18 protein-coding genes are annotated in these 19,927 nt (G+C 35.8%); 5 read left to right on the forward strand and 13 right to left on the reverse strand.

Annotated elements, in window-relative coordinates:
• Window positions 1-107 precede the first annotated feature (107 nt).
• The 9 genes from rhaA to HUW50_RS04125 all read right to left on the reverse strand — a co-directional run bounded on the left by rhaA (window position 108) and on the right by HUW50_RS04125 (window position 11,972).
• Window positions 108-1,361, reverse strand: coding sequence for an L-rhamnose isomerase (rhaA, locus tag HUW50_RS04085; protein ID WP_066340284.1), 1,254 nt, complete (start codon window positions 1,359-1,361; stop codon window positions 108-110).
• Between the two features lie 5 nt (window positions 1,362-1,366).
• The gene (rhaB, locus tag HUW50_RS04090; protein ID WP_066340287.1) at window positions 1,367-2,782 is read right to left on the reverse strand and encodes a rhamnulokinase; all 1,416 of its coding nucleotides are present in this window, start codon (window positions 2,780-2,782) and stop codon (window positions 1,367-1,369) included.
• Between the two features lie 175 nt (window positions 2,783-2,957).
• Window positions 2,958-3,920 carry an AraC family transcriptional regulator gene (locus HUW50_RS04095; protein WP_066340291.1) on the reverse strand — a complete coding sequence of 321 codons (963 nt, stop codon included), beginning with the start codon at window positions 3,918-3,920 and terminating at the stop codon, window positions 2,958-2,960.
• A gap of 129 nt (window positions 3,921-4,049) precedes the next feature.
• Window positions 4,050-4,820: a DeoR/GlpR family DNA-binding transcription regulator gene (locus tag HUW50_RS04100; RefSeq protein WP_066340294.1), complete on the reverse strand. Its 771-nt coding sequence runs from the start codon at window positions 4,818-4,820 to the stop codon at window positions 4,050-4,052.
• A gap of 545 nt (window positions 4,821-5,365) precedes the next feature.
• Window positions 5,366-7,435: a bifunctional aldolase/short-chain dehydrogenase gene (locus HUW50_RS04105; protein WP_066340297.1), complete on the reverse strand. Its 2,070-nt coding sequence runs from the start codon at window positions 7,433-7,435 to the stop codon at window positions 5,366-5,368.
• 116 nt (window positions 7,436-7,551) lie between these two features.
• Complete coding sequence (locus HUW50_RS04110) at window positions 7,552-8,271, reverse strand: LutC/YkgG family protein (protein WP_066340299.1); 720 nt, start codon at window positions 8,269-8,271, stop codon at window positions 7,552-7,554.
• Between the two features lie 2 nt (window positions 8,272-8,273).
• Window positions 8,274-9,698 carry a LutB/LldF family L-lactate oxidation iron-sulfur protein gene (locus HUW50_RS04115; RefSeq protein ID WP_066340301.1) on the reverse strand — a complete coding sequence of 475 codons (1,425 nt, stop codon included), beginning with the start codon at window positions 9,696-9,698 and terminating at the stop codon, window positions 8,274-8,276.
• Window positions 9,699-9,700: 2 nt separating this feature from the next.
• Window positions 9,701-10,423 (reverse strand): (Fe-S)-binding protein, encoded by a 723-nt coding sequence (locus tag HUW50_RS04120; RefSeq protein WP_066340303.1) that lies wholly within the window; start codon window positions 10,421-10,423, stop codon window positions 9,701-9,703.
• A gap of 262 nt (window positions 10,424-10,685) precedes the next feature.
• The gene (locus HUW50_RS04125; RefSeq protein WP_066340304.1) at window positions 10,686-11,972 is read right to left on the reverse strand and encodes a uracil/xanthine transporter; all 1,287 of its coding nucleotides are present in this window, start codon (window positions 11,970-11,972) and stop codon (window positions 10,686-10,688) included.
• 537 nt (window positions 11,973-12,509) lie between these two features.
• Between HUW50_RS04125 and HUW50_RS04130 the strand changes: the two genes are divergently transcribed.
• The 3 genes from HUW50_RS04130 (at window position 12,510) to HUW50_RS04140 (ending at window position 13,411) form a co-directional block, all read left to right on the forward strand.
• Complete coding sequence (locus HUW50_RS04130; RefSeq protein ID WP_083964817.1) at window positions 12,510-12,632, forward strand: FbpB family small basic protein; 123 nt, start codon at window positions 12,510-12,512, stop codon at window positions 12,630-12,632.
• A 17-nt stretch (window positions 12,633-12,649) separates the two neighbouring features.
• On the forward strand, window positions 12,650-13,036 hold the full coding sequence (locus HUW50_RS04135; protein WP_066340307.1) for a sporulation protein: 387 nt from the start codon (window positions 12,650-12,652) through the stop codon (window positions 13,034-13,036).
• Window positions 13,037-13,135: 99 nt separating this feature from the next.
• Window positions 13,136-13,411, forward strand: a complete 276-nt coding sequence (locus tag HUW50_RS04140; RefSeq protein WP_066340310.1) for a YkvA family protein — start codon at window positions 13,136-13,138, stop codon at window positions 13,409-13,411.
• A gap of 87 nt (window positions 13,412-13,498) precedes the next feature.
• Here the strand turns inward: HUW50_RS04140 and HUW50_RS04145 are convergent, their stop codons facing one another.
• From HUW50_RS04145 to HUW50_RS04160, 4 genes are all read right to left on the reverse strand, one after another.
• Window positions 13,499-14,272, reverse strand: coding sequence for an alpha/beta hydrolase (locus HUW50_RS04145; RefSeq protein ID WP_066340314.1), 774 nt, complete (start codon window positions 14,270-14,272; stop codon window positions 13,499-13,501).
• A gap of 293 nt (window positions 14,273-14,565) precedes the next feature.
• A complete protein-coding gene (locus HUW50_RS04150; RefSeq protein ID WP_066340317.1) occupies window positions 14,566-15,495 on the reverse strand; it encodes a manganese-dependent inorganic pyrophosphatase in 930 nt (309 codons plus the stop codon).
• A 150-nt stretch (window positions 15,496-15,645) separates the two neighbouring features.
• Complete coding sequence (locus HUW50_RS04155) at window positions 15,646-16,734, reverse strand: NAD(P)H-dependent flavin oxidoreductase (RefSeq protein ID WP_066340320.1); 1,089 nt, start codon at window positions 16,732-16,734, stop codon at window positions 15,646-15,648.
• A gap of 102 nt (window positions 16,735-16,836) precedes the next feature.
• Window positions 16,837-18,138 carry a dicarboxylate/amino acid:cation symporter gene (locus HUW50_RS04160; RefSeq protein ID WP_066340321.1) on the reverse strand — a complete coding sequence of 434 codons (1,302 nt, stop codon included), beginning with the start codon at window positions 18,136-18,138 and terminating at the stop codon, window positions 16,837-16,839.
• 365 nt (window positions 18,139-18,503) lie between these two features.
• Between HUW50_RS04160 and HUW50_RS04165 the strand changes: the two genes are divergently transcribed.
• Window positions 18,504-19,205: a polyphosphate polymerase domain-containing protein gene (locus tag HUW50_RS04165; RefSeq protein WP_185653718.1), complete on the forward strand. Its 702-nt coding sequence runs from the start codon at window positions 18,504-18,506 to the stop codon at window positions 19,203-19,205.
• Window positions 19,206-19,234: 29 nt separating this feature from the next.
• On the forward strand, window positions 19,235-19,918 hold the full coding sequence (locus tag HUW50_RS04170; RefSeq protein WP_066340326.1) for a DUF4956 domain-containing protein: 684 nt from the start codon (window positions 19,235-19,237) through the stop codon (window positions 19,916-19,918).
• The last annotated feature ends 9 nt before the right edge of the window (window positions 19,919-19,927 follow it).

The following is a 19,927-nucleotide window of genomic DNA, read 5'->3' on the forward strand; positions in this document are numbered from 1 at the left end:
ATAATTGCAGGGTGTTTCATTTGTTTTCTATGAAAAGTTAATAAAAAGCTTTTCTTATCATCAAAAAAAGGCTTAAACCGTATAAGTGGTTTAAGCCCTTTTGCAATTTATCTATTAGATAAAACTTCCTTTTCATACTTCTTCACATCTTCTAACCAAGTTTCTTTTACTGGAACACCCATTTGCTCACAGTAGTAATCCCAAATTGCTCCGAAAGGATATGTTTTGAACTCCTCAATTAGTGCTAATCTTTCAGTGAAGTTTCCTTCTTCTTGTAATTGTTTTAAATGATCATTCGGTACAAGCATTGCATTCAGTAAGGATTTAATCATGTTACGTGTTCCAATCGTCCATGCTGCAACACGGTTAATACTTGCGTCAAAGAAGTCTAGACCAATCATGACTTTTTCTAATGCATCATTACGAACGATTTCTAGAGCAATTTCCTTTAACTCATCATCTAGTGTAACAACATGATCACTGTCCCAACGTACTGGTCTTGATACATGTAGTGCTAGTTTGTCACTGTATAGAAGCATCGCAGAAATTTTATTTGATACCATTTCTGTTGGATGATAATGTCCAGTATCTAGTAGACATAGTTTGTTATTTTTTAAGGCATAGCCTAAATAAAATTCGTGTGAGCCGACAACATATGATTCAGAACCGATACCGAATAACTTACTTTCTACTGCATCGATATTATATTGTTCATCAATTTCTTCTTCAAAGATTTTATCTAAAGATTCTTTTAAACGTACTCTTGGTGTAAGACGATCACTAGGTACATCTTTATAGCCATCTGGAATCCAAATGTTTGTTAAAGTCGGTGATCCTAATTCTTTCCCGAAGTATTCAGCAATTTTACGGCTTGCAATACAATGGTTAATCCAGAATTCTCTAATCTCTTGATCTGGATGTGATAAAGTTAGGCCATCAGCAGACTTTTCATGTGAAAATAACGTTGGGTTAAAATCAAGACCTAATCCGTTTTCCTTAGCCCAGTTTACCCAGTTTTCAAAGTGCTTAGGTTCAAGCTTGTCTCTTTCTACTACTTCACCGTTTGTTTCAGCATAGATCGCATGCAAGTTCACACGGTGCTTCCCCGGAATAAGCGTAAGAGCTTTTTCTAAATCACTTCTCAACTCTTCTGGTGTTCTTGCTTTACCAGGATAGTTTCCTGTTACATCAATTCCACCAGATAATTCACCTTTGTTTACTTCAAAACCGCTAACATCATCACCTTGCCAGCAATGAATTGAAATTGGTACTTGTTTTAACTTTTCTAAAGCTTCATCAACGTTGATGCCCCATTTTTCGTATTCTTTCTTTGCTAATTCATAACTTTGTTTAATTGACATATTTCTCATCCTCTCACTAATGATTGTTTGTAGGTTTTAACCTCAAATGAATTTTTAATAATCGTTCTAGCTTGTGAAATATCCTTAATTTCCCCAAGAGCCATAAGCTGAGCAACAATATTGCCGATTGCAGTTGCTTCTATCGGCCCTGCAACAACCTCTTTATTAGTCACATCAGCGATGATTTGGTTTAACATTTCATTCTGACAGCCTCCGCCAATGACATTTACCTTAGGGAATGTCTTTTCGAAAATTTCTTCTATTTCATTGATAGCATGTTTATAGCTGTCTACCAAACTTTCATACACACATTTTGCAATTTGCCCAGGAGATTGGGGCACTTGTTGATTTGTTTCTTTACAGTAGTTTTGAATTTCTTCAATCATATTTTCTGGTTTCAAGAAACGATCATCATCAACATTCACAATTGAGTTGAATTCTTTCTCTGAGCGAGCTAGGTCAACTAATTCAGCAAATGTGTATTTGTCGTTGTAATTCCTTTTTACTTCCTGGATCATCCAAAGTCCCATGATATTCTTTAGAAAACGGAAACGATAGTCGATTCCACCTTCATTAGTAAAGTTGTATTCGAGAGCTTTAGGGACACAAATTGGGAAGCGATTTTCAACGCCAATTAATGACCATGTACCAGAGCTTATATAAATCGTATCCTCTAATTCAGGGACAGATATTACAGCTGATCCTGTATCATGTGTAGCAGGAAGAACAACCTTCATATCAAAGCCAAATTCGGATACAAGTTCTTCAGAAAGGGTTCCTAACACCGTTTTTGGTGTTTTAATATCCTGGAACATCTCTTTATTTATCCCCAATTTGTCCAATAATTCATGATCCCACTTTTTCGTAAATGCATTCACTAGTTGTGTCGATGTTGCATTCGTGTATTCGTTTGCTTTTTTACCAGTTAGTAAAAAGTTAAAATACTCTGGAATCATAAGAAACGCTTTCGCTTTTTTTAGAACCTCTGGAGACTTCTGTTTTAGCGCATATAATTGATAAATCGTGTTGAATTTTTGGAATTGAATACCTGTTTCAAGGTAAAGCTTTTCCTTTGGAATCACCTTGAAAACCTCTTCCATTATTCCATCTGTTCTAGGATCGCGATATGCTACCGCATCTGTTAATGGCTTATTATTTTCATCTAATAAGACAAAGTCAACAGCCCAAGTATCGATGCCAATACTTTCTGGCTTAACATCTAAATCCTTGCATTTATTTATTCCAGCTTTTATTTCATTGAATAATTTGTCTACATCCCAACAATAATGCTCACCCTTCTGAACAATATTGTTTTCAAATCGATGAATTTCGTTTAATTGCAGCTTTCCATTTTCAAGATGCCCAAGAATTAATCTCCCACTTGATGCACCAATATCAACTGCTAAGCTATATTTGCTCATTATCTTCACCCTCTTCATTGAAAACGTTTGCCTATTTACATAATAGAACAAATAAATAGAAGATCCAATAACGTAATTCAACTATTTCATTGTCCTTATTTGCACTTCTCTCCTCTAAGGATATAAAAGCTATATTTCCTCTATAAACTTGAAAGATAGGAACTTTCCATCATAATTATTTAAGCATTTTCTCTCTAAACTGCTTAGGTGTATATCCGTATTTGCCTTTAAACACACGATAAAAATAGCTAATATTTTCATACCCTACCTGCTCGATAATTGCAGTAATAGAGAGCGAGGTATTTTCTAATAATTCCTTTGCGACACTTAGTTTTTTCTCTTGAAGTAGTTCTTTAAATGTAAAATTAGTCGCCTTTTTAATTTGCTTACTTAACGTATAGTGTGGCTGATTTAGTTTATCAGCCAATTGATATAATGTAGCATGATTAAATTGCTCTTCTATATATTTTAAGGACTCTACAATTGTTCGATGTTTATGTGAATCCTCCTTATATTTCACCTTGTCAGAATGCTTAATGAGTTCTACCATTAAAAGGCCCATGTATAGTTTGATCGTCGATTCAGACATAATAGAGGGATTCATAATTTCCAGAATTATTTTCCCAATCAACTCTTGAATACTTACTACTTCTGATACAGCAAAATAAAGGTATTGACCATTTTGAGTTCGGTTAAATAAACTATTAATTAGGAAATTACTTATTAAGTTTTCTGTTGTTAAATAGGAAAAGATAAACGAAAAGAATTCGGGCCTGATAATAAAATTAATGATGATATCCTCTTCACCACATGCCTCTAGCTCGTGCTCAATATGTTGATTTAAAAAGAGTAGATCCCCTTTTTTTAAGGTAAACCGTTCATTTCCAACTGTTTGCTTAAGCATTCCATTAAAAACATAATTTACTTCAATATAATTGTGTTTATGTTTTGGAAAATCAACAAATCTCGTATGCTTACGTACCATAATCATTGTATTTTGCTTTAGGAATTTCTCACTTTCAACGACAAAATGATCCTGACTTGTGTATAGTTCCTTTTTTACTTCATTTTGTTGTTGAAGCATCAGTTTTTCCTCACTATTTAATTGAAGTAATTCTTGTAAAAGGTCAGAATTCATGATCATGCCTCACGATTTTCTTTGTTGATTTTTTTAGAAAAAGAGGCTGACTAATTTAGGTCCGCCCTCTCTTTTAACACTATTTTAATCAGGTTGGGGAAGCTTCCTCTTCACCTGAGTCCTCCGCTTTTACGGACTAACCCCAACAGTTTGGATCTTTACACCTTTTTCTTCTAATGCCCTACTATAGGCTTCATCGAGATTTGAATCTGTAAGTACACAACTAACTTGCCCGATCTCAGTAATATGAGCAAAGGTTCGCACGCCAAACTTAGTAGAATCAGCCATTAGAATGGTTTGATCAGATATTAACATCATTTGTCTTTTCAGTAACGCCTGCCATTCATTTGAATCACTTAATCCACCTTCAATGTGCACTCCTTTACAGGAAATAAACGCCTTGTTCACATGATACATGTTAAGTGACCTTTCAGCTAAAGGGCCAACATATGATAATGATTTTGGTAGAAGCATACCTCCAGTTGAGATTACTTTTACCTGCTCTTTTTTACTGAGTTCCACTGCCACTTTTATTGAGTTAGTGATAACAGTTAATGGAACATCTGGCATTTCCTTTGCCATATACCATGCAGTTGTACTTGCATCTAAAACAATTTGCTCACCAGGTTTAATAAGTTTTACCGCTTCTATTGCAATAGATTTCTTTTCCAGTGAGTTTGTTATTTCTCTTTCTGTATAAGAAACCTCTGATTGCTCATCTTGAATACTAACTGCACCACCATGGCTTCGGCGCAGTAAATTTTCTTTTTCTAATTTCTCGAGATCACGTCTAATTGTTTCTTCGGTTACTTTAAATGCCTTACTTAACTCAGTTACTCTTACACTTAGTTTTTCATTTACAACTTCAACAATTTTACGATGTCTTTCTGCTACAAGCATCTGTATTCATACCCTCCCAGTTACTCACAATGAGGAAATAATATTATGAGATTTGAGCTTACGTGCTAAAAGTTATTCTTCCGCTTGTAGGCTCTAAATAAATATTATCACATAGTAAACAATTAACGCATAGTCCCTTGTCAACGTCGTAAGTAAAGCGTTTTCATATTATTGGTTATATTTATTTTCATCTCTTAATTATAGATCAAGGTGTAATAGCATTTTAACCTATTACACCTTGATGTTAATTAATTACTTACTAGGAATTTATTAATTTCTAGACATGTGAATTTAGCGCTTTGACATCCAGCCCCAGCTCCCAGCGACTAGTGAACTTCACACTCCTTATACGCTAAGTCAACATCGAATCGCTTACGCTCTTCGTGTTTCCTTTGCCGCACCTTAACGGTCAGTAAATAATAACTGCCAGTAAAGATCCGATAAGTCTCGCTATCCATCAGAAAACCACTGATGGAAGTCTCGCTTTATCTCATACGGAGTGCTCTTGTTTCTCGTCGCTAAACGGTCGCTTGCGCTTTTGTTAATTATCTAGTAAACGCTGCTGGTACTCCGCCGTCAACTGTTAGCATACATCCTGTAGTTCGATCTGATTTTGAAGAAGCAAAGAATAAAATCGATTGAGCGATATCTTTTGGATAGATGTTCACTAATAAAGTTGTACGTTTACGATAGTGTTCTTCTAATTGGTCTGGGTGAATCCCGTACGCTGCAGCACGTTCTTCTCTCCAGTTTGATCCCCAGATTGCTGATCCTTGAAGGACTGCGTCTGGAAGTACAGAGTTTACGCGAATTCCGAATTCTCCGCCTTCTGCTGCGATACATCTTGCAAGGTGAGTCTCCATCGCTTTAACAGAGCTGTAAGCTGCTGCATTTTTACCAGCATATACAGAGTTTTTAGAGCCAATGAATACCATGTTTCCGCCAACGCCTTGTGATTTCATTTGTTTAAACGCTTCACGAGCAACTAAGAAATATCCTGTTCCAAGTACGTTCATGTTAAGGTTCCACTCTTTTAAAGACGTTTCATCAAATGGACTTGATGTTGCTAGACCTGCGTTGTTTACGATAACGTCAACACCGCCATAAGTTAATGCAGTCTGTTCAAATGCTGCTTGAACCGCTTCCTCGCTTGTTACATCCATTTTCACAGCAAATGCACGGCCCTCGCCATATTGCTCATTAATTTCAGCTGCTACCTTTTCTGCCCCTTCAAGGTTAAGGTCAGCGATCACTACATGTGCACCTTCGGCAACAAATTGACGGCAAGTTTCGCTTCCGATTCCACCTGCACCACCAGTTACAAATGCTACTTGTCTTGAAAATTCAGCTTCAGCAGGAGCTAATGATAGTTTGTAAAGCTCAAGTGGCCAATATTCAACATTAAAAGATTCATTTTCGTTCAGAGAAACGAAGCTGCCTAGAGTAGTAGACCCTTTCATAACTGCAATTGCACGGTGGTATAATGCTCCGCTCACGTTTGCATTCGCAACATTCTTCCCAGTGTTAACCATCCCGATTCCTGGGATTAAAATAACTCGAGGAGCTGCTTCAGAAATTTGGTCACCTTCATTTTTATTTCTTTCAAAATATGCTTTGTACTCTTCTTTAAAGCTTTCAATTCCAGCTTTTACTTTTTCTACTAAGCTAGCAACATCTTCTGTTTGTGGATTCCACTCAATGTATAATGGTGTCATTTTTGTATGAACTAAATGGTCAGGGCATGCAGCTCCAACTTGTGATAGTTCTGGTGCATTGTTACTGTTTACAAATTGCAGGACATCATCAGCATCGTCATATGTTAATAGCATTTTCTTTTCATCACTAACAGCACCACGGATAACTGGCATTACTTGCGCTAAAACATTTTTGCGGTCTTCTTCTGAAAGTGCTTCGTATTTTTGTCCGCCAAATACGTTTTCCTCTACAACTCTAGCTTGAATATATTGTTCTGCTTCATTGATAATTGAAATTGTTTTTTCATAGCTTTCTTCTGCTGTTTCTCCCCAAACAACTAGACCATGTTTTTCCATTAGAACTAGCTCTGCATTTGGATTATTTTTCACACCTTCAGCGATCATTTTTGATAATGTAAATCCTGGGCGTACATATGGTACCCATACGAAGCGGTCTCCGTAAATTTCTTCTGCAATTTGTCGACCGTTATCTGCACAGCAAACACTGATGATTGCATCTGGATGTGTGTGGTCAACATGTTTGAATGGTAAAAATGCATGTAAAAGTGTTTCGATTGATGCACGCGGGTGCTTGCTATCGATCATGCAATGCGCAAGATAAGCAACCATTTCTTCATCAGGCATTTCGTCTTTTTCAATTAAAGGACGGATGTCTTCCATTTTTAAGCCTGTAAAGTTATGAGTTTTCATCGTTGCTAAATCTGATCCGCTTCCTTTTACCCACATAACTTCAACATCACGGCCACGGAAATCCTTTTCAATTGTTTTCATTGACGTATTTCCGCCACCCCAGTTACAAACTGAGCGATCTGATCCGATTAGATTGGAACGATATACTAATTCCTCTACCCCTTGAGGTAATACTGAAGCTTGCTCTTTATTCCATAAACTTTGTACCATTTTGTTTCCTCCTCTATATTGTTTGTTTCTGTTTTTTCATTTGATTATCTGTTTTTTATTATACAATATGTTTGTTTATTTTTGAATATGTTTTTTGTTTATTTTTGAAATTCTTTTTATTTATCGTTCACCAGGATATAAGTTGCTTTAATCGGACCATGCACTCCAACAATTAAGTTCAGTTCAATGTCCGCACTATTACTCGGCCCTGTAATGAAGTCAATACAAGATGAGATTTTTTCTCCAGCTTGTACTTGTTTACTAATAATTGATGTAGCTTGTGTCATTCTCGGAACTAACGTACTTTTTGGCACAATTGCAATATAGGTTTTCGGTAATAAACTCACAGATCTACCCTTATTTTCGTTACTGAACAACACAACCGTACCTGATTCTGCTAAGGTAATATCACTGAAGGTGATTCCAACATCTGCTTTTTCAGCGGCTTGTATATTCTTTTCCTTTAATGCAGGATCCCAAATATGAACGCTGGTACCTTCGTTTGGTAATTGTGTGAGTAATCCTTCATCTAATCCAAATTCTCTATGGCGCTCGTCTTTCCAAGTCACGATACTACCAACCTCGTACTGTTCAAATACATTACGTATTGTTTGTGTAAGCTTTTCTAGATTTGTCTCAATAAACTGTGTATGAATGACTTCACAGTGTTTTTTCAGTACATCCACTAATTCATCTTGTGATGCATCTTTTAGTACCTCGAATTGTGGGGTAGTTGTCCAAACAGGCTTAGAGACATTTGTTTTTCGCTCACGACCAAGCTTAGCAACAACCGTATTTAGGAATGATTCTCGATTGTAAACTTGTCCTTTTCCCATTCCTATTCCTCACCTTTCTCTCTCTTTTTATACCAATCTCTAAATCTTTCTTTATTAGGTGCAGGAAAATCTCGAACATCTGTCCATGGTTTCATTGGACCAGGACCTTTTTGAATGCTGTTTGATTGTGTAAAAGGTGCCATAACGGTAGAAGCTGATTTTGTCCCCGCCTTATATAGACTTGGTGAACTGGCTGCTAACTGATATCCCTTCATTGCAAGTTTTTCTGCAAAAGGAGATTTTTTCTCATCCTCTACAATTTTTCTACGATGTTTAATCAGCAATTCGTGAAGTGGTATTTTCACAGGACATGCATCTGTACATGCAGCACATAGAGATGATGCATAGGGAAGCTCTTTATAATCCTCATAACCACCTAATAGCGGTGTTAAGACAGCACCGATTGGGCCTGCATAAATTGAACCATATGAATGACCACCAATATGGCGATAAACAGGACATACATTGACACATGCTGCACAACGAATGCAATTAAGAGCACTTTGGAACTCAGTACCTAATATATTTGATCGTCCATTATCAACAATGACAAGATGGAATTCCTCTGGACCGTCAACATCACCTTCATCCTTAGGGCCAGTTAAACCGGTAATATAACTTGTTAATTTTTGTCCTACAGAGCTTCGACAAAGTAAACTAACAAGTATATCTAGCTCTTCCCACGTAGGAACAATTCGCTCCATTCCCATTACTGTAATTTGCGTCTTCGGTAAAGCGGTTACAAGACCTGCATTTCCTTCATTTGTCACAAGACTAATTGAACCTGATTCTGCGACAGCGAAATTACAGCCTGTTATTCCTAAATCTGCGCTTAGAAATTCTTGACGGAGCTGTTCCCTTGCAAAAAGTGCAAGTTCTTCAGGAATTTCTGATTTATCATAGCCTCGTTTTTCTTTAAACGTGTCACGAATTTGTTCTTTATTTTTATGCAGTGCAGGTACAACAATATGTGATGGAGGATCATGATCATCAAGCTGGAGGATATATTCTCCTAAATCTGTTTCAATCACCTCACAGCCTGCTTTTTCTAAAGCTGCATTTAAATTAATTTCCTCTGTTACCATTGACTTTGACTTTACGACTTTCTTTGCTCGCTTTTCTTTTGCTACCTTCGAGATATACTCATTTGCTTCTTCCTTTGTTGAAGCAAAGAATACGTGACCGCCACGCTTTGTTACATTTTCACTAAGTTGTTCTAAATAATAATCAATATTTTCAAGCGTGTGAGTTCTGATTTCCTCACCAAGCTTACGCCATTCTTCCCAATTACCTAGCTCTTCTACAGCTGCTAAGCGTTTGCCTTGCATCCGCTCCTGAGCAGAGACGACAGCATTACGCATAAATGTATTTTGAACCCCTTTATCTACTCGTTCAAAGAACTTATCTTCACCAATTTTCATTGCCATGGTTATTTCACCTCACTATTCAGTACTTCAGCAATATGCATAACCTTGATTGGTTTTCCTTTTCGGTTAATTCTTCCACCGATATTCATTAAACAACCACAATCAGCACCAATTAAAATGTCTGCTCCAGTTTCCTCAACATGCTGTACTTTTTCATCTACCATCTGTTCAGATATTGGCACCATTTTCACAGAAAACGTTCCACCAAATCCACAACAATCTTGGCTATTCGGAAGTGGTTTAACCTCCAAGCCTTCTACATGATCTAGAAGCTTTCCAGGAGCATCCTTCACCCCGAGCAGCCGTGTCATGTGACAAGATTTATGATAGGTAGCACATGCTGGTAAACTCGCATTCACGTTTTCTACCTTTAATACTTCAACAATAAACTGTGTTAATTCAAATGATTTACTTGCTAATTTTTCTGCTTTTTCTTTCCAAGCAGGTTCATTTTCAAATAAATGACCATACTCACGTAGCATTGCTACACATGAACCAGATGGTCCAACCACATAATCTGAATCCTCAAACGTTCGAATCATATGTTTTGCAACTTCCTTTGTTTCCTTATGATAACCACTATTATAAGCAGGCTGACCACAGCATGTTTGTTGTTCAGGAAAATCTACTTCACAGCCAAGTTTCTCTAAAAGCTCTACTGTATGCTTCCCAACGTTCGAATAAAAAACATCTGCTAAGCAAGTAATAAAAAGAGAGACCTTCATCTATTAACCTCCATTCAAAATGAACCAATTTCTTCTAAGCTATCTTTTTAATGATTATACTACTTTTCCTTTTGTTTTGATACCCGTTTTTGTTTGTTTTTATTGGAAATATATTTGTTTACTTTGACTTTTGTTTATCCTTATACTTCTCTAAGAGGAAGATGGTAATTAGACAACGCTTTCAATTAACCATATTAGGGAAGTTCCCTAATGATTGTGGCTGAATTTTGTCAGCCCTTCGATTGATAGGTATTTATTCTTGTCACTCTATAACCTTCTCCCAATTTATCATTTTTTCTAAACAGACGGACAGTAGTACACCCATAATAAATCCGTTCCCGATTAATGGTTGGAGGTAAATCGGCAAGCTAGTAAATATCTTGCTGTCTAATGTCATAATACAAACTCCTACTAATACCGGTATAGCAAGCCTATATATTGTTTTAGATGTAAAGGTATAGCCATTTAAGCTTTTTATAGAAGTTCCGAATAATTGAATATAAGCAACAAACAAAACCGCATTCCCAACAGTAATTGGAAGTGTAGCCAGTAGAGAACCTAGAGCAGGAATAATTCCTAGAAGAACCATTAGTGCCCCCCCGATTAGAAAGGGTTTCTTTTTAAGCATTTTTGTACTCTCCAAAAAGCCAATTGATGAAGCATATGGTGAATAGGAAATAAGCCCGAATAGCGGAGCAAGGGCTGCGTATAATCCTGTTAATAAATAAGAGCTTCTGTACCTCTGTTCAGTTGGTAGTTCATGATCTTGATAGAGTTTCGCTGTTGCTTCAACAGAGGTTGTTGTATTACTTAAGTTAACCAAGCAGCCCAAAAAGGTAATCGCGATAATACCTATTTCTAGGTTCGGCTGACCAAGTGGAAATAATGTAAGTGAAACACCCCTACTTATATTCTGTACTTCTGTAGAAAATAATAATGAATATCCTAACCAGCCTACTATCATTCCTATTAAAATAGAAAAATTCCCGATCCCTTTATTTCCTACTATATTTAGCATACTCACAAAGATGACGATTCCTATTGAAAATAGTGTAATAGGTAAATCGAGTTTTCCATCTTCATTTATTTTTAACATCCCCATAAAAAATATCATGATAAGTTGAAAGGTAAGTAAAAATAAATAAACACTCATAACCATATGTGTAATGAGCTTATGTAAAATCCAATATAAACGAAAGACAGAAATGATGATAGTAAAAATACCTGCTACAATCATCCCTGTTGCAATTCCTCCACCAATTGTTTGCAAGCTCATTCCAAGTGATGATGCGGAAAAACTCAAATTAAGAACTAGTGCCCAAATGACTCCTGAAGGTCCCTCCATAATTGGAAAACGATGCCCGATTAATCCTTGGAGCATACAAGCAACACCAGTAAAAATAAAAGAGCTTCGTTGGATTGTCGCCACTTCATATGAAGGTAATTCAAATGCAACACCAATTGAGATTGGGACTACAACAACATTTGCAAAAATAAAAAACAACCACTGCAATGACCCAAACGTAGTTGTTAAGGACGTTTTAAGCATTTTTCTTCTTTTCCTCCTGAATCTTTTATCTCTTATAATATGAAAATGTCATTTCCCTTTAGATAGGAAATATTATGTTACACTCTGAAAACAACTATAAAAAGCTATATTCATTCCTATATAAATAATAATGTCTTCTTTTCTAATATTATCTTAAAAAAATCTTTTTCACAAAGCTATGAATAGATTATTAACTTTAACATTTGTTTAGGCTATCATACAGATCAGAAGATCAATTAACAAAATTGTCACATTTTTCCTGGATAATCCGCTAATTATCTGTTGACGCTTTATTAAAAATACCTTATGATTAACTCAAATAATTAAATCGTATCTCCTAAAGGGGAGTAGCTTTAACAACAAAGTCGTCATTACGGAGTTTTCCCACTCTCGGCTTTGTTGGCAACGTAATGTTGTTAGCAAGACCTTTACTTATCGGTAAAGGTCTTTATTTGTTTCTAAAACCTTTACCAATGATGGTAAAGGTTTTTTTATATCCCTTTTCCTACTCGGGGAACGACAAAAGGAGCTTTCAAAATGAAAAAAGTGTCATTCATGGAGTTAATGAAAAGAAACAAAGAAGAACTTCTCAAAGATAAAAATCAACTTGAAAAAATCGAAAAACGAATAGACCAAAAATATATTAAACAAAGTAAATAAAATGAGGAGGAATTTGAATGTTACTGAGAAAATATATGTCTCTATTAGGAGTAGGTTCAGCGATCATTGATCTTATTTTACCAAGGGAATCATATCGTAGAGGTGAACTAATTAACGGACATTTTTATATAAAAGGTGGAACAATTGAACAACAACTAAAAAGAATTGAATGTGATTTAGTCATGCTTGATCAATCAACTGAGCAGGAAAAGGTCATTGATACAGCAACCGTTTTGTCTTCTAAACTGATTAACTCTGAAGAAGACAATCAAGTTTCATTTACTTTTAAGTTACCTGAAACGATTCCAACTTCATCAGAAAGAATATCTTACCGCTTTAAAACGAGATTAACTTTTAATCAAGGTATCGAAAGTAAAGATCAGGATATCATTCAAGTAATCTAAGGAAATTGCAATTGAAACGAATAACCCTCCTAGATTTCATAATAGTATAGTGTCAACCATTCAAAGCTATTCGATCCGATCATAAAAGAGGTGATTCGTTTGTTTAAATATTTTAAAAGAATTAAATTTATCATTAAGTTTTGGAAGTTTATCCCCTTCTTAAAAGATTTTTTTATATCAAAAGAGGTTGAGGTACACAAAAAAGCAATTGGCGTGTTATTAATACTAACATATGCGTTTTTTCCATTTGATTTAATACCAGACTTTTTATCACTTATCGGGGTTGTCGATGATATCGTGATTGCTACATTTGTTTTAGAAAGAATGATTAAGATGGCTCCGGAGTCTCTTAAGGATAAATATGAGATACGGTAATTAAAATAAATGACATTGAACAAGGTGGCTATCCGCCCTAAGGGGGAACCACCTTGTTTTAGTTTACTTAAGTCTTATGTATATAGTCTACAGAGGTAACCACTTCAACACATCTTGTATTTTATCATCCCAATACTGCCAATCATGAGCACCTGGTCCAAAATCTGTTGTTAAACAATAGCTCGTTTGTTCACATTTTTCTTTAAACGTTACATTGCTTTCAAATAAAAAATCCTCTGTCCCACAGCATTGATAGATCGCTGGTTTTTGCAATTCTGGAGATTTGTCTCCTTTTTCCAAAAGCCATAAAAGGTCATTCTCTGTATTTTTTATATCCTCATCACCATAAATGAGTTCGAACACATTGTCTAAATGTCCATCTTGTTTGATCCAATTCGCCATATCAACGGCACCAGAAAGACTTGCTGCTGCGGCAAAGTTTTCAGGATGGCGAAGCGCCCATTTTAATGCGCCATAACCTCCCATTGATAAACCAGCAACAAAATTGTCTTCTCTTTTTGCAGATAATGGGAAGAAAGAACGTGCGATATGTGGTAATTCCTCGGTTAGAAATGTCCAATAGCGATTACCATATTTCATATCCGTATAAAAGCTTTGATGAACCTGTGGCATTACAACTGCCAATCCAAGTGGGGCGACGTATCGTTCGATTGAGGTACGACGAGTCCAGATTGTATCATCATCACTAAAACCATGGAGAAGAAAGAGTGTTTTATGCTTATCACCAATTTGCTTATTTTGCATCCCGATTTGTGATGTAGTTTGTTGAGGTAAGATCACTGTCATCGATGTGCTTAATGATAAAACGTCAGAATAAAATTGACATTGAATTAACGCCATTCCCATTTCCCCTTTATGTTCGAAATTATTGAATCTATGATTCTATTTTAATATGTATTGTTTATTTTTGTAAGTGTTTTCATTTAATATACTTCGTTTTGATAGGACTTATTCTGCTATGAATATGTCACTTATGATCTTGTTGCGTTTTTTACTGGCGGTGTCGCGTTTAATGGTAGTTCTTGTTGAAATAAAGCCCCGTTAATTAAATATAATTATTGAAACTTTCTTCACCTTATAATTAAATCAAAAAAGCCACATCCAATTTAAAGATGGACTGTGGCTTTTTAATCTTATTTCGTAAATGCTTCTGTTAACACGGGAACAATTTGTTTTTTACGTGAAACAACACCTTTAAGTGTAGCTTGGTTGTTGTCTAGTTTCACATTGAATGCTTGCTCTACTTTATTCGTTTCGTTACCAATTGCTAAGGCAACTGAATCATTTGTTAAGATATCAGTAACAACGAATAAGAATAAGTCTAATCCTTTGTCAGCAATAACGCTTGATAGTGCTGCTTCTATTTCCGCTTTATGAACAAGTACATCGTTTGTATCAACTGCGTTCACTTGAGCAATTTCTACTTTGCTTGAGCCCATTTGGAATTCTTTTGCATCAAGTGAGATTAATTGCGCAACAGATTTATCGCTTAAATCTGCACCAGCTTTAAGCATATCTAAGCCGTATGTATTCGCATCAACACCAGCAATTTCAGCTAATTCTTTTGCTGCATCTACATCTTCTTGTGTGCAAGTTGGAGATTTGAATAAAAGAGAGTCAGAAATGATCGCAGATAACATTAATCCAGCTGTTTCCTTCTCAATTTGAACACCTTTTTCTTTATACAATTTGTTAAGAATTGTAGCTGTACAACCAACGGGCTCAGCACGGTAGTAAACTGGATCACTTGTTTCAAAGTTAGCGATCCGGTGATGATCGATTACTTCAAGTACACGAACTTCCGTAATATCATCTGCACTTTGTTGACGCTCATTATGATCAACCAAAATAACTTCTTTTGCTTCACCAGCAACCTTTTCAACAAGACGAGGTGCATCTTTTTTGAAGAAATCAAGTGCATATTGTGTTTCACCGTTTACTTCACCTAAGCGAACAGGCTCAGCATTTTGTCCGGTTTTATTTTTCAACTCAGCATACGCAATGGCAGAACAGATTGTATCTGTATCCGGATTTTTATGACCAAAAACAAGTACTTTTTCCATAATTAGCTCCTTTACACAATCAAAATATACTCTATCATAACATAAATTCTACTATTAAATTAACCATCAATTATGAAAAATATCAAATATTATCGAAAATTTGATAGGAATACTTGGCTTAACGATCCTTTAAGCCAGTAAAAGAGTCTGTTATTGTTTATTTAAGGTCTTCAATACTTCTTCCATTTCGTATAGCACTTCACGTATGATCACTTCAGCTGGTTTATCTTCCTTTAATAACCTAGTTGCCTGCCCTGACCATAAAGACATAAAGTTTATCTCATTTTGTACAGCAGCAGCTTTTCGGATATCTGCTGTTAATGTGTTTTGACTAGGAAATGGTAAAGGAGGAATACCTGACTGTTCAAAATGAGTAATAAATTCATTTTTAATACCCCGAGCTGGACGTCCTGAAAAGCTTTTCGTAATGACTGTACTTTCTTCTGTACTTTGATATAAGGCCGCTTTATATAAGTGGTGAATACCAGACTCCTTGCACGTAAGGAATTGTGTTCCCATTTGTATCCCTTGTGCACCTAGAGCCATTGCCGCAAGCATTCCTCTACCATCCATGATACCTCCTGCTGCAACTACTGGTACATTCACATTGTCGACAACTTGAGGGATTAATGAAAATGTTCCGATATTTGCACCATTTGGGTGTTCTTTAATATCAAATGTACTTCTATGGCCACCTGCATCGCTCCCTTGAGCAACAATAATATCCGCTCCTGCCTGTTCAGCGATCTTTGCTTCCCGAACAGTTGTAACCATTGTGATTACCCTTACACCTCTACTTTTAGCTATTTGGACTTTTTCAGGAGAAAGGATGCCAAATGCTGTACTAATAACAGGTACATTTTCTTCCATTAATACTTGAAATTGTTCCTCAAAATCATCTATTGTTTTTACATTGTCCTCATCTACTCGCACTCCTAGCTTTTCTCGAAACGTATTTAGCACAGACTGCACCTCTGTCATTCCTGAAAAGTCATCCTTCATAGATGTACAAAATAAATTAACAGCAAAGGGACGATTTGTCTGTTCTTTTATCATTTTTATTGTTGTTCTTATGCCCACAGGCCTCATATATGCTGCTCCTAATGTACCTAAGGCACCTGTCTCAGATACTTTTGCAACTAACTCAGCTGTTGTTGCCCCACCCGCCATTCCAGCTTGGATAATTGGGTAATCGATTCCAAGGATTTTACATAGGTTTGATTGCTTATTATTTTGCAAATTTTCTCCCTCCTTATATTCAAGAATTCTGCATCAGAAAGTTGTTACCTTCTTTTAATAGTATAAAGATAGGCTGACTCAGGTAGAGTCAGCCTATTTAGTCTATCTATTTGCTACCACACCTACAGATGTTTCAATACTAGAAGAGCTTGTTTCAGGTTCTGCTTCTACCTCAACATAGCCTTCTGGATCAAATTCATCTTCCATTTTAGAAATAACCACTGTAGCTACACCATTGCCAATTAGGTTTGTGATTGCACGTGCTTCTGACATAAAACGATCAACACCTAGAATAAGTGCCATTCCTTCTACTGGTATCATTGGGAATGCTGCTAATGTAGCAGCTAACGTAATAAATCCAGAACCTGTAACACCTGCAGCCCCTTTAGATGTCAGCATTAATACACCTAATAATGTTGCCATCTGCCAGATTGATAGATCGACACCATATGCTTGAGCAATAAACATTGCTGCCATTGAGAGATAGATAGAGGTTCCATCTAAGTTAAATGAGTAGCCTGTTGGTACAACAAGACCTACTACTGACTTTGAACAACCATATCTCTCAAGCTTTTGCATCAGTTTAGGTAGGGCAGATTCAGAGGAAGATGTACCTAACACAAGTAATATTTCTTCTTTAATATATTTAATAAAGCTAAAAACACTAAATTTATAGTATTTCGCAATGCCACCAAGAATAAGGACGATAAACAAAAACATTGTGATATACACCGAGCCCATTAATTTACCTAATGAAACGAGAGAGCCTATTCCGAAGTTACCTATTGTGTATGCCATTGCCCCAAATGCAGCAATTGGTGATATTTTCATAATCATGTTTACAATTGAGAAGAAAATCTCAGTTAATTTTTCAAATAAAGAGATGACAGGTGCAGCTTTCTCACCAACTGAAGCTGTTGCTAGTCCGAATAATACGGCAAAGAATAAGATTGGCAGCAATTCTCCACCTGCTAAAGCTGCAACCGCATTTTCAGGAACGATTCCCATCAAAAAGTCCATAAACCCATGACTTGATTCTTCAGCTTGTTTCGTAAATTCAGAAACATCTGCCCCTTCTGCCCCACTTGTATTAAATCCATTACCTGGTTGAAGAATCGAAACGATTAATATTCCAATCGCTAATGCAAAGGTAGTCACGACTTCAAAATAAAGTAATGCCTTACCTCCAATTCTACCAACCTTTTTTAAATCTCCCATACTACCAATTCCAATGACAATAGTGAAGAAGATAATTGGTGCAATAACCATCTTAATTAACTTAATAAAGATGTCAGCCAACACCTTTAGCTGTGCTCCAAACTCTGGAAAAATAAATCCGATCGTAATACCGAGAAGAATACCGATGACCACTTGGACAGTTAAATTTTTGAAATTTATTTTCATTAACCATTCACCCCTTTTGTTAACGCTTTCAAATACTCCCTTTATGTTAACTGATAATTTAGAAAGTTTATATTTATGGTGATAATGGTCTTTTTGTTCTTTTTGGTCTTTTTATAAGTTATTTTCGCAAACTATGTTGCTATTTACCAAGTAATTCGGTGTGGTTGATTTCCTCTCCAGTTGCTCGCTTTCGCTATATATATAATCACTCAATGATTTTTTCCGAAACCTTAATAAAGTTTTTACAAAAACTTTACTTGACATCTCGCTGACACATTCAGCATATAAACTAGCAATTGTTGAGGCAATCAATTAGCCAACGTACATCCTAACAAAAAGAAGTTTATAGAGAAGGAGGAGAGATAATGCCAATTCAGACCTCATTTAATCCGAAAGGTCGTAATGAGTTTAAGCACGCTATTTCAGTAGCGGAATATCGCGTGTTACGTAGTAAACTTCTGCACTTTATGAGAAGAGATTCAAACGCAGGAGCAAATGGCAAATATTTAATTCGTTCAACTTACTTTGATAATTTTGATAATAAAATTTTGAACGAAAAAAAAGAAGGTTATTTAAATCGCGATAAATACCGTGTTCGTATATATGGGAAGAACGATGCGGTGGTTAATCTTGAACGCAAAAGTAAGCGGAATAATTTAACATTCAAATCAAAATGTAAAATGACGCGTGAGGAATTTGAAAAAATGCGCATTGGTGACATTCATTGGATGGAAAAAGACGAGAGAGCCCTTATGCGTGATTTATTATTTGAAATTCAAAATCACCAAATCAAACCGAAAACAGTGGTTGATTATGAACGTGAAGCCTTTATGTACCCCTATGGTAATGTTCGTGTCACTTTCGATATAAAGGTGCAATCCAGCTTACAAAACACAGATATGTTCAATAAACATTTACCGATGATAGATGTGTTAGAACCAAATTTAGTCATCTTAGAAGTTAAATATGATGAATACCTGCCAGATGTTATTAAATATTTACTTCAGCTAACAGACACAAGGCAAGAAGCGTATTCAAAATATCAGTTAAGTCGCATGTATGGATAATGGATAAAAACATAATAGGAGAGTAAAAAATGAATACTACTAATTTTTCAGATATTTTCAAATCAAGCTTTTTAGAAACAACCTCTTCATTTTCATTAATTGATTCACTACTTGGACTAGGTGTAGCGTTTTTAGTCGGGCTGTGTATTTATGCAGTATATAAGAAAACATTTAACGGTGTTATTTACTCACATTCGTTCAATATTTCATTAATTATTATGACAATGGCAACAGCTCTAGTCATTATGGGAATTAGTCAAAACGTATTATTATCACTTGGTATGGTTGGAGCATTATCTATCGTTCGTTTCCGTACGCCAATAAAAGATCCAATGGATTTAGTTTACTTATTCTGGTCAGTCATTGCTGGTATTTTAAGTGGTGCAGGATTTATTTTATTAGCTATCATCGGTTCGGTCCTAATTGGTCTTGTTATTATTTTATTTGCAAACAAAATTAAAGTGGACAACCCGTATCTATTAGTTGTGAAATTTGATAAAAACTCTGTCGGAGAACAAATTGAACAGATTATGAGTGAAAAAACGAAAAAATTCTCATTAAAATCTAAATCTATTATTCAAGATTATGAGATTGAAGTGACATATGAAATTCGTGTAAAAGAAAACGATGCGGAAATTGCATCAGAAATATCTACTATTCAAGGCGTGCGTTCCGCAGTCATGCTAAGCTATGATGGCAACTTTACAGCCTAAGTAAATGAT

It is taken from the genome of Metabacillus sp. KUDC1714, assembly GCF_014217835.1.
Classification (GTDB): domain Bacteria; phylum Bacillota; class Bacilli; order Bacillales; family Bacillaceae; genus Metabacillus; species Metabacillus rhizosphaerae.

What these genes read in the sequence shown, in the direction of transcription:
- rhaA (WP_066340284.1), bottom strand. Translation starts at nt 1,361, where the DNA reads ATGTCAATTAAACAAAGTTATGAATTAGCAAAGAAAGAATACGAAAAA.
- rhaB (WP_066340287.1), bottom strand. Translation starts at nt 2,782, where the DNA reads ATGAGCAAATATAGCTTAGCAGTTGATATTGGTGCATCAAGTGGGAGA.
- HUW50_RS04095 (WP_066340291.1), bottom strand. Translation starts at nt 3,920, where the DNA reads ATGAATTCTGACCTTTTACAAGAATTACTTCAATTAAATAGTGAGGAA.
- HUW50_RS04100 (WP_066340294.1), bottom strand. Translation starts at nt 4,820, where the DNA reads ATGCTTGTAGCAGAAAGACATCGTAAAATTGTTGAAGTTGTAAATGAA.
- HUW50_RS04105 (WP_066340297.1), bottom strand. Translation starts at nt 7,435, where the DNA reads ATGGTACAAAGTTTATGGAATAAAGAGCAAGCTTCAGTATTACCTCAA.
- HUW50_RS04110 (WP_066340299.1), bottom strand. Translation starts at nt 8,271, where the DNA reads ATGGGAAAAGGACAAGTTTACAATCGAGAATCATTCCTAAATACGGTT.
- HUW50_RS04115 (WP_066340301.1), bottom strand. Translation starts at nt 9,698, where the DNA reads ATGGCAATGAAAATTGGTGAAGATAAGTTCTTTGAACGAGTAGATAAA.
- HUW50_RS04120 (WP_066340303.1), bottom strand. Translation starts at nt 10,423, where the DNA reads ATGAAGGTCTCTCTTTTTATTACTTGCTTAGCAGATGTTTTTTATTCG.
- HUW50_RS04125 (WP_066340304.1), bottom strand. Translation starts at nt 11,972, where the DNA reads ATGCTTAAAACGTCCTTAACAACTACGTTTGGGTCATTGCAGTGGTTG.
- HUW50_RS04130 (WP_083964817.1), top strand. Translation starts at nt 12,510, where the DNA reads ATGAAAAAAGTGTCATTCATGGAGTTAATGAAAAGAAACAAAGAAGAA.
- HUW50_RS04135 (WP_066340307.1), top strand. Translation starts at nt 12,650, where the DNA reads ATGTTACTGAGAAAATATATGTCTCTATTAGGAGTAGGTTCAGCGATC.
- HUW50_RS04145 (WP_066340314.1), bottom strand. Translation starts at nt 14,272, where the DNA reads ATGGCGTTAATTCAATGTCAATTTTATTCTGACGTTTTATCATTAAGC.
- HUW50_RS04150 (WP_066340317.1), bottom strand. Translation starts at nt 15,495, where the DNA reads ATGGAAAAAGTACTTGTTTTTGGTCATAAAAATCCGGATACAGATACA.
- HUW50_RS04160 (WP_066340321.1), bottom strand. Translation starts at nt 18,138, where the DNA reads ATGAAAATAAATTTCAAAAATTTAACTGTCCAAGTGGTCATCGGTATT.
- HUW50_RS04165 (WP_185653718.1), top strand. Translation starts at nt 18,504, where the DNA reads ATGCCAATTCAGACCTCATTTAATCCGAAAGGTCGTAATGAGTTTAAG.
- HUW50_RS04170 (WP_066340326.1), top strand. Translation starts at nt 19,235, where the DNA reads ATGAATACTACTAATTTTTCAGATATTTTCAAATCAAGCTTTTTAGAA.